This is a genomic window from Stenotrophomonas sp. Sm6012 (assembly GCF_030985895.1).
Classification (GTDB): domain Bacteria; phylum Pseudomonadota; class Gammaproteobacteria; order Xanthomonadales; family Xanthomonadaceae; genus Stenotrophomonas; species Stenotrophomonas forensis.
The window spans coordinates 1-12,860 of sequence record NZ_JAPTFX010000139.1 but is presented as its reverse complement, the minus strand read 5'-3'; the positions used below and the strand labels follow the sequence as shown (position 1 = coordinate 12,860).

The 12,860-nt window shown below is 62.3% G+C and carries 15 protein-coding genes and 2 pseudogenes; 5 read left to right on the top strand and 12 right to left on the bottom strand.

Features of this window, described 5'->3' with window-relative positions; all coding sequences use genetic code 11:
- Positions 1–48: 48 nt before the first annotated feature.
- Both O0J73_RS18445 and O0J73_RS18440 read right to left on the bottom strand, forming a co-directional pair.
- The gene (locus tag O0J73_RS18445; RefSeq protein ID WP_049456596.1) at positions 49–351 is read right to left on the bottom strand and encodes a hypothetical protein; all 303 of its coding nucleotides are present in this window, start codon (positions 349–351) and stop codon (positions 49–51) included.
- A gap of 126 nt (positions 352–477) precedes the next feature.
- A complete protein-coding gene (locus O0J73_RS18440) occupies positions 478–1,770 on the bottom strand; it encodes a tryptophan--tRNA ligase (protein ID WP_004153779.1) in 1,293 nt (430 codons plus the stop codon).
- A 108-nt stretch (positions 1,771–1,878) separates the two neighbouring features.
- On the opposite strand from O0J73_RS18440, the gene O0J73_RS18435 reads away from it, so the two are divergent.
- Positions 1,879–2,673, top strand: coding sequence for a hypothetical protein (locus O0J73_RS18435; RefSeq protein WP_308309325.1), 795 nt, complete (start codon positions 1,879–1,881; stop codon positions 2,671–2,673).
- Between the two features lie 86 nt (positions 2,674–2,759).
- On the opposite strand, the gene O0J73_RS18430 is transcribed toward O0J73_RS18435, so the two are convergent.
- From O0J73_RS18430 to rocF, 3 genes are all read right to left on the bottom strand, one after another.
- Entirely contained in the window at positions 2,760–2,981 is a 222-nt protein-coding gene (locus O0J73_RS18430) for a CsbD family protein (protein ID WP_004153772.1), read from the bottom strand.
- A 206-nt stretch (positions 2,982–3,187) separates the two neighbouring features.
- Positions 3,188–3,325 carry an entericidin A/B family lipoprotein gene (locus O0J73_RS18425; protein WP_008266021.1) on the bottom strand — a complete coding sequence of 46 codons (138 nt, stop codon included), beginning with the start codon at positions 3,323–3,325 and terminating at the stop codon, positions 3,188–3,190.
- Between the two features lie 162 nt (positions 3,326–3,487).
- Positions 3,488–4,408, bottom strand: a complete 921-nt coding sequence (rocF, locus tag O0J73_RS18420; protein ID WP_004153767.1) for an arginase — start codon at positions 4,406–4,408, stop codon at positions 3,488–3,490.
- Between the two features lie 130 nt (positions 4,409–4,538).
- Between rocF and O0J73_RS18415 the strand changes: the two genes are divergently transcribed.
- A complete protein-coding gene (locus O0J73_RS18415; protein WP_308309323.1) occupies positions 4,539–4,886 on the top strand; it encodes a hypothetical protein in 348 nt (115 codons plus the stop codon).
- Between the two features lie 24 nt (positions 4,887–4,910).
- Here O0J73_RS18415 and O0J73_RS18410 read toward each other — a convergent pair whose 3' ends face one another.
- A complete protein-coding gene (locus tag O0J73_RS18410) occupies positions 4,911–5,681 on the bottom strand; it encodes a DUF3011 domain-containing protein (RefSeq protein ID WP_197564875.1) in 771 nt (256 codons plus the stop codon).
- Between the two features lie 584 nt (positions 5,682–6,265).
- On the opposite strand from O0J73_RS18410, the gene O0J73_RS18405 reads away from it, so the two are divergent.
- Complete coding sequence (locus O0J73_RS18405; RefSeq protein WP_049456591.1) at positions 6,266–6,667, top strand: hypothetical protein; 402 nt, start codon at positions 6,266–6,268, stop codon at positions 6,665–6,667.
- A 172-nt stretch (positions 6,668–6,839) separates the two neighbouring features.
- On the opposite strand, the gene O0J73_RS18400 is transcribed toward O0J73_RS18405, so the two are convergent.
- The 4 genes and pseudogenes from O0J73_RS18400 to O0J73_RS18385 form a co-directional block, all read right to left on the bottom strand.
- Positions 6,840–7,142 (bottom strand): addiction module antidote protein, encoded by a 303-nt coding sequence (locus O0J73_RS18400; protein ID WP_004136950.1) that lies wholly within the window; start codon positions 7,140–7,142, stop codon positions 6,840–6,842.
- Between the two features lie 58 nt (positions 7,143–7,200).
- Complete coding sequence (locus tag O0J73_RS18395) at positions 7,201–7,488, bottom strand: type II toxin-antitoxin system RelE/ParE family toxin (RefSeq protein WP_308309321.1); 288 nt, start codon at positions 7,486–7,488, stop codon at positions 7,201–7,203.
- Positions 7,489–7,963: 475 nt separating this feature from the next.
- Entirely contained in the window at positions 7,964–8,167 is a 204-nt protein-coding gene (locus O0J73_RS18390) for a hypothetical protein (protein ID WP_143568503.1), read from the bottom strand.
- 492 nt (positions 8,168–8,659) lie between these two features.
- Positions 8,660–8,932, bottom strand: a pseudogene (locus O0J73_RS18385) (transposase); the annotation flags it as partial.
- Positions 8,933–9,024: 92 nt separating this feature from the next.
- Between O0J73_RS18385 and O0J73_RS18380 the strand changes: the two are divergent.
- On the top strand, positions 9,025–10,302 hold the full coding sequence (locus tag O0J73_RS18380; protein WP_099476103.1) for an IS110 family transposase: 1,278 nt from the start codon (positions 9,025–9,027) through the stop codon (positions 10,300–10,302).
- 522 nt (positions 10,303–10,824) lie between these two features.
- The gene (locus tag O0J73_RS18375) at positions 10,825–10,977 is read left to right on the top strand and encodes a hypothetical protein (protein ID WP_158490972.1); all 153 of its coding nucleotides are present in this window, start codon (positions 10,825–10,827) and stop codon (positions 10,975–10,977) included.
- 69 nt (positions 10,978–11,046) lie between these two features.
- On the opposite strand, the pseudogene O0J73_RS18370 reads toward O0J73_RS18375, so the two are convergent.
- A pseudogene (locus O0J73_RS18370) lies at positions 11,047–11,385 on the bottom strand (DUF1153 domain-containing protein).
- A gap of 853 nt (positions 11,386–12,238) precedes the next feature.
- A complete protein-coding gene (locus O0J73_RS18365) occupies positions 12,239–12,466 on the bottom strand; it encodes an integrase core domain-containing protein (protein WP_199161400.1) in 228 nt (75 codons plus the stop codon).
- Between the last annotated feature and the right edge of the window lie 394 nt (positions 12,467–12,860).

The window sequence follows — 12,860 nt, the reverse complement described above, 5'->3', positions numbered from 1 at the left end:
GGGGTAGCCTGGTGAATGCAGTTGCCGGCCAGCGGCCGGCACTACCGATCAGCCGCAGCGCAATGCGAACCGCGGCCGCAGCAGCAGGGCCATTACCAGCACCGCCAGGAACGCGCCGTAGGCGTACAGCACCGCCAGCACCTGCGGCCAGATCGGGCCGGCGCCGGGCTGTGCCATGCCAATGCGATAGCCCCACAGCATCGACAGGATGCTCAGCGCGAAGGCCAACAGCAGGGTGATGCCATCGAACAGGCGCCGCCGCGCGGTGCGCGGCTGGCGCGGGAACAGCCAGTACAGGCTGCCCAGCAGCAGGAACCAGGGCAGGAACAGCAGCAGCGACAACCAGGCCATTGCAGACTCCATGTCATCGCGCCGGAGGCGCGCGGCCATCATGCCACGCGCGATGTGCCACGGTAGTGCCAGCCGCTGGCCGGCACCCTTCATTCAACGGCGCCGACCAAGGTCGGCATCTACCGATCAGTCGGCTCGCAGCGTCGCCAGGGCAGCCAGCACCGCATCCACCTCGGCTTCCAGCTTGAACAGCTCGCTCTGCAGCTGGTCGCCCTGCTCGGCCTGCTTGATCACCGCGATCAGCTGGCCGGCATCGCGCGGCGAATCGAAGCCTTCGCTCTGGATCAGCAGCGTGCCGTCTCCGGCGGTCAGCTTGAAGTAGAAACGCCCATCCTTCTCGCGGTACTGCTTGAACAGCGGCGGTGCCACGCGGGCCACGCCGGCATCTTCGCTGGCGATGTCGCCGGCGCTGGACAGGTCGCGCAGGCCCACCGCATGGCGCAGCTCGTCCAGCAGCGGCGCTGCCAGCTGCTCGCGCAGCTGCTGGCCACGGCGCTTGAGCAGCGCTTCAATCTTTTCCGGCTCGGCCATCAGCGCGTTGTAGCGCTCGCGCAGCGGCGAAAGCTCGCTGTCGATGCGCTCGAACAGCTGCTGCTTGGCATCGCCCCAGCTGATGCCGGCGGCGAACGCCTTGGCGAATTCGGCGGTCTGCTCCGGGGTGGCGAACGCCTGGTACATCTGGAACAGCGCCGAGCCCTCGGTGTCCTTCGGCTCGCCCGGTGCGCGCGAGTCGGTCAGGATCGAGAACACCAGCTTCTTCAGCTCCTCGCGCGGCACGAACAGCGGAATGGTGTTGTGGTAGCTCTTGCTCATCTTGCGGCCGTCGAGGCCGGCCAGCGTTGCCACCTGCTCGTCGATCACCACGTCCGGCAGCGGGAAGTACTCCTTGCCGTACACGTGGTTGAAGCGCTGGGCGAAGTCGCGCGCCATCTCGATGTGCTGGATCTGGTCGCGCCCCACCGGCACCTGGTTGGCCTTGAAGATCAGGATGTCGGCGGCCATCAGCACCGGGTACATGAACAGGCCGGCGCTGACGCCCGCATCCTCGTCCACGCCTTCCTCGCGGTTCTTGTCCACGGCCGCCTTGTAGGCGTGCGCGCGGTTGAGGATGCCCTTGCTGGCGATGGCGGTCAGGAACCACATCAGCTCGGTGGTCTCGCGGATGTCGCTCTGGCGGTAGAACCACACGTGTTCCGGGTCCAGGCCGCACGCCAGCCAGCTCGCCGCGATCTCCAGGGTCGCGCGCTGGGTGCGCTGCGGGTCCTGCGACTTGATCAGGCTGTGCAGGTCGGCCAGGAAGAAGAAGCTCTCGATCCCCGGGGCGCGGCTGGCGGCGATCGCCGGACGGATGGCGCCAACGTAGTTGCCCAGGTGGGGCGTGCCGGAGGGGGTGATGCCGGTAAGGACTCGGGTCGTCATGACTGCGTGGGGTAACCTTCGATGAACGGGGCCAGTTTACCTTGCACGCCACCAACCCCGTCAGGGCCCGCGGCGCGTTCATTCACGCAACCCCGCTGGAGACGCCCGATGAAACGCCTGCTGCCCCTGCTGCTGATCCTGCCCCTGGCCGGCTTCCGCCCGGCCCCGCCTCCGCCGCCGGCCTACCAGGGTGGCCCGGTGCGCATGGCCCTGGTTGACCGCGATCGCGGCACCGAACTGCGCAGCTACCTCGCCGAAGGCCAACGCTGGGTGGCCGGCGAGCGTGGCCATCGCTACGCCGTGCGCCTGTACAACGACAGCCCGCGCCGGGTGCTGGTGGTGCTGTCGGTAGACGGCATCAACGCCATTTCCGGCGAGGATGCCGATCCCTCGCAGACCGGCTACGTGCTCAACCCCGGCCAGCGCGCCGACATCACCGGCTGGCGCAAGAGCCAGGACGAAGTGGCGCAGTTCGTGTTCAGCAGCCCCAGCGGCAGTTATGCCAGCCGCACCGGCCGCCCGGACAACATCGGCGTGGTCGGCGTGGCGGTGTTCGAGGAAGCGCGTCGCTGGCGCCCCGAGCCGATCCTGCGCCGCAGCCTGCCCGCTCCGGCCCCGGCGGCCGAAGCCGCGGCCGATGCCAGCGCCAGCCGCATCGAGGGTTATGCCAGCAAGTCGCAGGCGCCGGCACTGGGCACCGGCCACGGCGCACGCGAACAGTCGTCGGTGCGCGACACCGACTTCGAGCGCGCCAGCCGCAGCCCGGCGCAGGTGCTGCAGCTGCGCTACGACAGCGCGCGCAACCTGCGTGCACGCGGCATCCTGGTGGATTCGCCATCGCGCCTGCCGCGCGAACCGCAGGCCTTCCCCAACCGCTACGTGCCGGACCCGCCGGCACGCTGACCACCGACTGCAGACAGCACGACGCCCGCAACCTCACGGTGCGGGCGTCGTGTTGTGGGGGTAACGTGTGGGGGAAACCGTGGTGCTTACTTGTAGTCCGGATAGTCCTTGCTCACCGCATCCTGGAACTCACGGACTTCCTTCTCAGCGCGGTCCTTGGCCCAGCCATAACGTTCCTGCAGGCGGCCCGCCAGGTATTCGGCATTGCCCTCGGCCACATCGAAATCGTCGTTGGTCAGATCGCCCCACTTGGCCTGGGCCTTGCCCTTCAGCTGCGACCACTTGCCGGAAATGATGTCTTTGTTCATTGCTGGGAATCCTTGGTTGCAACGGCGTTCTTACCGTGGCTCCAGCTTCGCGCAGCGGCTGTTGAATGCCGGTCAACCCGCCATGAAATGCATGCTCACCTGCTTGAATGGTTCACTCCGCTTGCACAGCCCTGCAGCGGAAAAGCACGCACAAAAAAAGGCCGGGGAAACCCCGGCCTTTTTTCTCTTTCCGTTCCGTGCAGGGCTCAACGGCCCTTCGCGGTGTCCTCGACCTTCTCGCCCGCCTTCTGCACGTCCTTGCCGGCACCGGCAATGGTGTTGCAACCGGCCAGCAGGGCCACCGAGAACATCGACAACAGCATCAGGGCAACTACGCGCTTCATGGGCTTCTCCTTGGGTTTGCCGCTACACCGCTCAATTCGCGGATGGGATTCTTTCGCTCGGCGGAAGAAGGCCAATGCCCACTGCCGCCGCGTGAAGTGCAATCTGGCGGCAGACGCGTGGAGCGCGTGTGAACGGATCACAGATCCGTTCAGGCCAAAGGCTCAATCGCGCATCAGGGTGGACTTGCCGAACAGGCTTTCGACCAGGTCCACGGCCAGTTCGGCGGTGGCATTCTGCTTGTCCAACAAGGGGTTAAGCTCGACGATGTCCAGCGAGCCCATGCGCCCGGTGTCGGCGATCATCTCCATCACCAGTTGCGCCTCGCGGTAGTTCACCCCGCCCGGCACGGTGGTGCCCACGCCCGGCGCGATGCTGGGGTCGAGGAAGTCCACATCGAAGCTGACATGCAGGTGGGTGTTCTCGTCGATGCCGGCCAGCGCCGCTTCCACCGCGCGCTTCATGCCGTTCTCGTCGATGTAGCGCATGTCGTAGACATCGACCTTGTGGGTCTTGATCAGGCGCTTCTCTTCCGGGTCCACCGAGCGGATGCCGATCTGGTGCATCTGCGCCGGGGTGATTGCCGGCGACGTGCCGCCCAGCCGGGTCAGCGCATCCGGGCCGAGGCCGCACAGGCAGGCCACCGGCATGCCGTGGATGTTGCCCGACGGGGTCACATCACTGGTGTTGAAGTCCGAATGCGCATCCAGCCACAGCACGCGCAGGGTCTTGCCCTGCTCGCGGCACCAGCGCGCCACGGCGGTGATCGAACCGATGCCCAGGCAATGGTCGCCGCCGAGCATGATCGGCATGCGGCCGGCCTGCAGTTCGGCATAGCTGGCCTCCATCAAGGCGTGGTTCCACGCCACCACTTCATCCAGGTGGCGGTAGCCTTCCACCGGCGCGGTCCACGGGTTGCGCGGGCCGTCCAGGTTGCCCAGGTCGCGCACGTCCACGCCGCGCGCCTCCAGCGCCTCCGGCAGGCCCGCCACGCGCAGCGCTTCCGGCCCCAGCCGTGCACCGCGATGGCCTGCGCCCACATCGGTGGGAACGCCAATCAGGGATACGGAGATGGGATGGGCCATGGGTGCCTCCTGCGGGGGAAAAAGAAGCACAGTCTAGCCAGAGCTGTGTGACACCACTCGCGGCGGTGCAGCAGTGAATTGGCATGGCATGATGGCGCGCGGACCCGCCCCCGCTTCATGGAAGATTGCGATGTCGCCCTTCATCAACACTGCCTGGCCCCGCTTTTTCATGGTGGCGCTGCCCATCGCCATTTTTGCGGTTCTGTTGAGCAACTCCATCGATGCAGCGCCGAACGGCTGGCTGATGCAGGCGACGCTCCTTCTGACGCCCTTCTCGTTTCTGCTGTTCCTCGGGTTGGGTTGGCAGCGCCTGCGCAAGGCGCACGCTGAATACCCGATCCTGAAAAGCGAACTGCACCGCATGCTGGCGGCGTTGATCGGCAACGTGAAGGTGGCCGCGCTGTGGTTCGGCCTGACCGTCGTCGGCATGTTCGCCCTGATGCTGGCGTGGGTGCTGCTGCGGAAGAGCGGCGGCTGACAGCGTGGCCCCGAACCCGCGGATTCAACTGCCGCGTCGGCGAACCGGCGTCACGCTCTGCACCTGGCCGTTGTTGCGCATCATGCACAGGAAGCGGCCATCGGGGTAATCGATGATCAGTTCCTGGTAGTCACTGCCTACCGGCATCTGGGTCACCAGCGCACCCTGCGCGCCCTTGCGCATGTTGCAGGCGCCCAATGCGGTATCGCCTGCCGGCGCCGGGGTAGTCACCGAGGACACATTGCGGAACACCGCGCGGCACCCGCCATTGACCCACACCGAATGCCGCGCCAAGCCCCAATTCCTGCCTTCCTCGCAGCGGGTGCGGCTGAGCTGACGCACGATTTCCACGTTGCCGCGGGTGTTCAGATCGCATGACACCTGCTGCTGGCCGGTGGATTCACAGGTGACCTCGCGCGGCAGCGCGGCATCCCCGGCGGCAGCGTCGCGAGGGCCTGCGCTGTCTGCGGCGGACGCGGGCGTGCCTGTGCTGCTGACCTGGCAGATGCCATTGGCACCGCCTCGGCCGGTGTAGCTGACCTGCGGCGTGCCGTCATCGTTGCTGCTGATTGACAGGGTGATGCCGCTGTTGGCGTCGCGGGCTTCGAAATAGCGGTCGTTTAAGCGCTTCAACGCCGTCTCGCGGCCCTGCACGTAGACCGGCCCGCCCTCATCGGCGTGCACATCGATGCCGCCCGGGCAACTGGCGTTGAAGAACGGCACGGCCGCCATGGCCGGGGCTGCGAAGGCGGTGGACAACAGTGCGGCGGTGAGCGGCAGAGCGTGGCGGCGCATATGCAGTTCCCAAAGGGTGTGTGCCCGCAGTATGCGGCCGGGTGCCCGGCGCGGGGCGTGAGGAGAATGATGCGCCGCGCGGCGGGTTTTGGCGTTCGCATTTGGTATGGTGGTTATGGCGCCTTGCCCGCGCTGTTAAGCCAGCTTTACTTCGCGGGCGTTTCAAGGCCTCGAAACAGTGCTGATTCCGGTCAAACTCCAGCGAATGACTGCGCTGCGCGATATGTCGTTTTCGGCATTGCAGCGGCTGAAACAAGCCAATCGCGATAATTCATTTTTCCTTTCATATCACCCGATGCCATCGAAACAAACGACTGGCAGGCGGGCATTTCGCGTGCGCATGATGAATCGCCCCCTGCAAAGGTGGCCGGGACTTCCAAGCCCGTTTAATCGAAGCTGTATACGCTTGCCAGCCGGCGCCGTCTTCCCAAGAGCGGCGTCGGCTGGCAATCCGTTAGCCGATCGACGGCGGGCGGTGCGTGGGGGCCCCGTGCCCACCGGCTCATCGATTACCGGTCTTGGAAGCCACGCATCGCCTGCCACCCTCTTCAGGTGGCACCTCTGTTCCTGCCGAGGATGCCCGCATGTCCAAGACCCTCTACCCGTACCTGACCGCCACGCTGGGCGACGCCGCCCTGCATCTGCCGCTCGAACTGGCGCAGCCCCTGGAAGCCGCCTTCGCCGCCGCGAACGACGCACCCACGCCTATCAATCTCCCCGTGTGCCTGCGGCAAATCCAGGCTGGCGATGCCGCCGACGGACAGCCGTGGCAGGGGCCGGCCAGCACGCCCGGCCAAGCGGTGGACGCCGCACGCAGGGACCGCGCCGCCGCCGGTCTGGTGTCGGTGCTGGAGCTGTACCACGCCGCCGAGCGCGTTCGCGTGGATGGGGAAGAGAAAGACGATATCGGCGATGGTACGCGCGAAGGGTTGATGCTGGCCTGCCGGGGGCTGGCGGAGTATGTGGCGTTGCAGGTGCGTAGCTGAGGCTGCGCCGTTGGCAGTGTCAGCGGCGTTGATCGATGGATCTGCCCACGTCATGCATTGAGCTGACTCACCGGCTTGGGACGAAGAAGCCGCCGAAAGGCGGTTTTTTCATGTTCGTTCCACCGCCTTTGCGACCGGCGGCGCGCCGACGCATCAAGATCGGCGCATGTGCCTATGCTGCGCTGGCATGCAGGCGCACACCCAGGGCGCGGGTCACTTTGAGGATGGTCGCGAAATCGGGGCTGCGCTCGCCCGACAGTGCGCGATACAGACTCTCACGCGACAGGCCTGCCGCACGCGCGACCTTGCTCATCCCCTGAGCGCGCGCGATGTCACCGAGCGCCTTGGCAATGAACGCAGAATCGCCATCGCTTTCTTCGATGCAGGCATCGAGATAGGCCGCCATCTCCTCCGGTGTACGAAGGTGCTCGGCCACGTCAAATGCTTTGAGTTCGACTTTCTTCTTGATGGCCATGATGGGACAGCTCCAGTACTTCGGTAGTGAGTCGTTTCACCTACAGCCGGTTCGACGCTTACAGGGCACCCGCAATCTCCCTGGCCTTCTCGATATCGCGTTGCTGTGTACCCTTGTCGCCGCCAGCCAGCAGAATCACCCACTGCCTGCCGCGCTGGGTGTAGTACACGCGGTAAACCGGTCCCACATCGATGCGCAGTTCGGAAACGCCATCGGCCAGATAGCGGTGATCGCCCAGATGGCCTTCGCTGAGCCGACCGATACGGGCCAGGATGCGAGCGCGCCCGGTGACGTCCTTGAGAGCGTCAATCCATGTCGCGAACTGACGGGTACGCTGGATCTTCATGGAGGACTGTAGCCTACTGACTACACCCCTTCAACCATTAGGAACGCGCTCGCGGGATTGCATAGCGGCGCGCCAGGCGCCGGATGGCAGAAAAGCAAGGGAAGGAGGAAGATGACGGGCAGGGAGCAATGCTCGGCCAACGACCGTGCTGCCGCTTTGCGGGGACAAATGCAGTTGCTTGATGGTGCTGCTTATCTGATCCAAATAGTCGGTACAACCATATGTTCTAAAAGGAATAAAAATTTACTTCAAATTGAAAATACCCCCGTATGTACCCCTTAGTTGATTGGATGCTGTCGGACTTACTTGGACATCAGCGCCATTTATCGACGAAACCCTACTAGCCATACACCTGCAGCTTGGAGCTCCACCTCGAAGGCGCTTGGCTGGCGGAGCAACCGCATCAACACCTGAACACCGGCAATGCCTTGTCAACATACAATCTGTCGCCCGAGGGCGGCCTGCACGGGTTCGTTTAGAGGCTAGTAGCGGCGAGCCCAATGAAGGCAACCGCGCCCGTGATCTGCAGAGCAATGATCAGCCAGTACAGCAGTGGTCGCTGCTCGCGGCTGATATCAACAAATGCTGGAGCGCTCAGAACATGACCTGAACGAAGCGCCGATATCGTGAGGATGCCCAGCAGAAACCCTGCCATCAAGAGAACGAACATCATGGTCATCGTAGCCACGGCCTTCCCCGTCAATGTGCGTAGTGCCAGATCCTACCTGATCTAACCACCTCCCAACTTTTTTGAATCACCCAAAAGTAGCGAAGTTCGGCGAACCACCCTAAGCACAGAGGTGGTTCTCCAATGAATTTTGAGATTAACGGCCTCCCCGCTTCTAACACCGCTAAAAGTGGAGCTATGCGACCACCGCCAGTTTCATCTCTGGCGTAGCGCCAACTGACCCTGCCAGGCAGTTGGGCCAAACCGCTGAGAAACACCGCTTGCGAACGTGCCTTGTAGGCCAGGTCGTCGTGTCGAAGAATGACGTCCGCGCATGGGAGACCAGATCGGTGCGGGTTACTGGCGAAAGCCCGGTATGTGCTCTGGAGAAGCTGCGTCAGCCTCCTGAACGCATCGTGCGATACGGCGGCGTGGCCATGACCATTTCCGCCAGCTCGCTTTCGGCCGGTAATCCCCCGCTTCTAACAGCTGCCAAAAGTGGAGCTACGCGGCCATCGCCAGCTTCATTGCTGGCGTGATGCCGCCGAGCGCCATGTTGGGGCGCTCGTGGTAGTACGTCCATAGCCAGCGCGTGGCCTTGTCCTGCAGGTGCTCGATGGTGTCGAACAACATCGTGGCCAGCCAGGCGTAGCGGACGGTGCGGTTGTAGCGTTCGACGTAGGCATTCTGCTGCGGCTTGCTCGGCTGGATGTGCTCGATCCGGATGCCTTCACGTTCGGCCCAAGTTACTAGCGCACCACTGAGGTATTCGAGGCCATAGTACATCTGGAAGCATGAGGTCTTTGCAGGCAGCCATCGTCTCCGAGCGCATCCTGAAGGTTCTCACACGCCACAGGAGTTCGTTGACGATGGCTACCCAACCTCATCCTACGCCCGCAGCGACTTGGGTCGCGATTGATATCGCTAAGCGCTACCACGCAGTCCTCATTGAAGGCCCGGACAGCAAGCAACAGCGTTTCCGCATGGCCAGTTCTCGAGAGGACCATCAACGCCTAGTTGATCTTCTCCATAGCATGCCTACGCCTATTCGCATCGCGATGGAGCCCACCGGCGATTACCATCGCACCTTGGCCTTCCGATTACTCCAAGAGGGCTTCGAGGTCTGCCTGGTGTCCTCAGTCGCCGGGGCCCGCTATCGGGAAGCCCTTTTCAATTCGTGGGACAAGAACGACCCGAAGGATGCAAGCGTGGTCCTGGCTATGCTCAAACAGGGCATGACCATGCGTTACGTGGATCCGTTGCTGGCCGGCCATCATGGGTTACAAGAGCTATCCAAGACCCACTACCAAATCAGCTTGGCTAGAACCCGACTGCAGCACAGCCTGATGACCCACTACTTGCCCCTGTATTTCCCAGAAATCGAGCGCTACTTCGATGGCGCACATGCCGATTGGTTCGCCCGATTCATGCTTCGTTTTCCCACTGCTGCCTCGATCCGTCAACTCACTTTGGATGCTTTCCGCAAGGAAGCTTGGGAGCTCGTCGGCCGCAAGGTGAACAAGCAGACTTGGCTCACCGAACTCTACCAATGTGCGCTCGGCAGCATCGGCTTGCCTGTAGACGACGATTCGATTGAGGTCCAGAGTTTCCGACTGCAGCTGCGTCGCTATCAGCTGTTAGTTGAACAGCGCGATGCTCTAGCTGCGCAAGCGCACCATGTGTTGGCAGATAACCCAGATTACGAGTCCTTGCGTTCATTGCCCGGTATCGGCCCAGTGCTTGCATTGACCATCCTGGCCGAAGCCGGTGATCTTCGTCGATTTGCCCACCATCGCCAGTTCTTGAAGTACTGCGGCCTCGATCTGGCCACGTGCCAGTCCGGCCAGTACCGCGGACATGAGCGTCTATCAAAGCGTGGTAACGCGCGATTGCGCTTCGCCTTCTGGTTTGCCGCCACCATTGCGGTACGAATGCGTGAAAACAGCTTTCGCGACAAGTACGAACGGTACGTCAAAAACGATCCAAACAATGCTGATCGCAAGCGCAAGGCACTGACCGCAGTGGCTGCCAAGATGGCGAGGGTAGCTTACGGTCTGGTGAAGCGCCAAACCCAATACCGCTGTTACTTCGAAAACGCTTTACCCCGTGGATCGATACCGCTCAGTCGGGCCATTGGGACCTCATAGGATCCTGTAGATAATGCTCGGACCTTCCACGGGAACTCCATGCTGTTTAAGGCACGGTCGAGGCCACTACGGACCTCGTGTTCACTATGCTCAGATCAGGAGACCTTGTTGATGTGGAAGCCCACGGGACGTTGCGTGGAGTTGCATGCGGTCAGAGATGAACAGGTGCCAATGGGACCTGCGCGCCGATTCGCCATCAACTTTAACTTGACTCCAGAGTTAGCACGTTGTCGGAGCGAAGCTGGAAGGACTCCCGCACTCGACCCAGTGTGCCGTAGCGCGTGATCAGGGCTTGCTCCTGGGCGGCCGAAGCCGTACGGCCTTGCCAATCCGTGACAGGCGCCATCCCAGTAATTGTCGGGTATGGCAGTCGATCACCAGCGCCAAGCTGAGCCAGCCGTCCTTGCCGCCCCATACACGACAAAGATCCGTGGCCCAGCGCTGATCCGGAAGTTCAGCACGGGAGACCTTGACTTCGATCCTCGGCCGCTGCCCCAGCGCCCGCTTGCGGACCTGCCACCCTTGAGCTGGAAGATCCGCTGCACCGTGTTCTTGCTCATGCCAAGCAGCGCGGCGACCGTGCGATATCCGAACGACGGTTCGGCCTCGATCATCTCCTTGATTGGCTCGGCCAACTCCGGCTTCACTTTGACCGACGACCTGGTTGGCTTGTAGTACGTCGTGCGGCCCGCTACTTCGGACCAGCGGCACAGCCTGTCATCGGCACCGCGAGGCCTTCTTCCTTCAGGCCCTGCTGGACCGAGCGCATCGGCTCTCTTCGTTTCCCAGTAGGGAGGCCAGCTTTTTTCTCGGGCGGATCTCCAGCATTGCCTCGCCGTAGGCTTCCTGTAGGTCTTTGAGCTGGCGCTCGTATTGCTCGCGGACATCCTCCGGCTTGGCTCGCAGCGCGTTCTCCATGCCGCGCTTGCCGTCCTCGACTCAGCTTTCGATCTCGGCTGGAGTCAGGTCGAACTGACGGCTTGCAGTAGCTACCGTCGTCTTGCCCTGGATGATCTCACGTACCAGCGCCGACTTGCGCCGGGCGGTCCAGCGCTTGATCTCTTCTTCCATCATTTCGCTCATTGGTGTCTCCTTTGGGAAAACTAACACCTGAGCAGGTTTTCAGATGGGTCACTCCCCATCTGACCAGATCAAAAAACCATAATCGTGACTCTAGTTAAGTAGAAAGTGCCGGTTCACGACGAGCTCAAAAGGCGTCACACACGTAGGCTTTGGAACTACGTGGCCGGCGGCGCCGGAGTTTGGGCTCGCAGCGCGGAGTCCCTCCCCGGTGAGAGAGGGACTGGCCCCCACCTGTATGGCGGGGCCGGTCATTATAGTGGCGCCAAGCAACCCAAGTAAAACGACAGAGCGCCTATCCGTAGGGATCCTTGGCCATTCAACTAAGACGATACCTTCTCTCGAACCATCTTCACGCGCTTCTCATTGTCCTGAAGCATACTTTCACGAAGGAGACAATCTGGACAGTCTTATGACCTACTTAGCGCTACGAGAACAGTTGGAAATATCTGCTACCGACCTAGTCTCAAGGGCCCATCTCATGTCACCGGAAGATCGCATCCGAGCTCTTCAAGCCATGGATAAACTCGCCAATCACATTGTCCATGTTGCGAAGGATCAATCCGACGGTACGGAGATAGTAGCGTTAGTCGATGCACTACTGCTTAAGGTCCACGCTTACGCGGGGATTATCGAGCAATGCGAACGAGTGATCAGAGGGAATACCTCACATGCGCGTTCTACATGACCTGAGAAGGCTGCATCCATAAAAAAGCCCGGCGAACCGGGCTGCGGTACTACTCCCCATAACGAAGTGAATTCTCTACTAGACCCGTGTAAACGTCAACGCCACTCCACCTGTGAGCTCGACGGAATTCGATGCAAAGCTATAGCCATCTACTGATTTCTGCTCCGATCATTGGATCAGTGGATCGGCATAAGCCGCGCCCGTGGTCATCATCTTCAGCGCTTGGTGTGGGCACGGTTGGTTGTAGAAGGCGATCCGGTCAGCAACCACCCACAGGGCGTGGGCTTGGCTTTCGAAGCGGTGCCGATGCACACATTGCTCTTTCAATGTCCGGATCATCCGCTCTACCATCCTGTTCTGCTGGTGGGCAGTGCGGGTGATGAACTCCTGTTTCAAGCCGTAGCTGCTTACCAGCCGGGTGTAATCACGACCTAGTGAGAACCAAAGCCGGTATCCGAGCACAGCTGGAACGGCTGCCGCACTCGGCCCAGCGTTCGGTAGCGCGCAATCAGCGCCCGCTCCAGGGCGGCCGATGCCATACTAGCCTTGCCAGTTCGCGACAGGTGCCGCTGAGAACGCCCCGGCTCCAAGAGCGCTTAGAAACGGGCGCGGGGAGGACCGGTTCAGGCTGGCATATGTTGAACTCGCCTAAGCTACTGATAAACCTCCTGTATCGAGCTTTAGCGTAGTCCGGCCAAGTACCGGGCGGAAGTCATAGTGAAACAAAAAGGCCCGCTGGCTCTTTTGCAGCGGGCCGTTAACCTGGCCCACACGGGGGGTGGCACGCCGG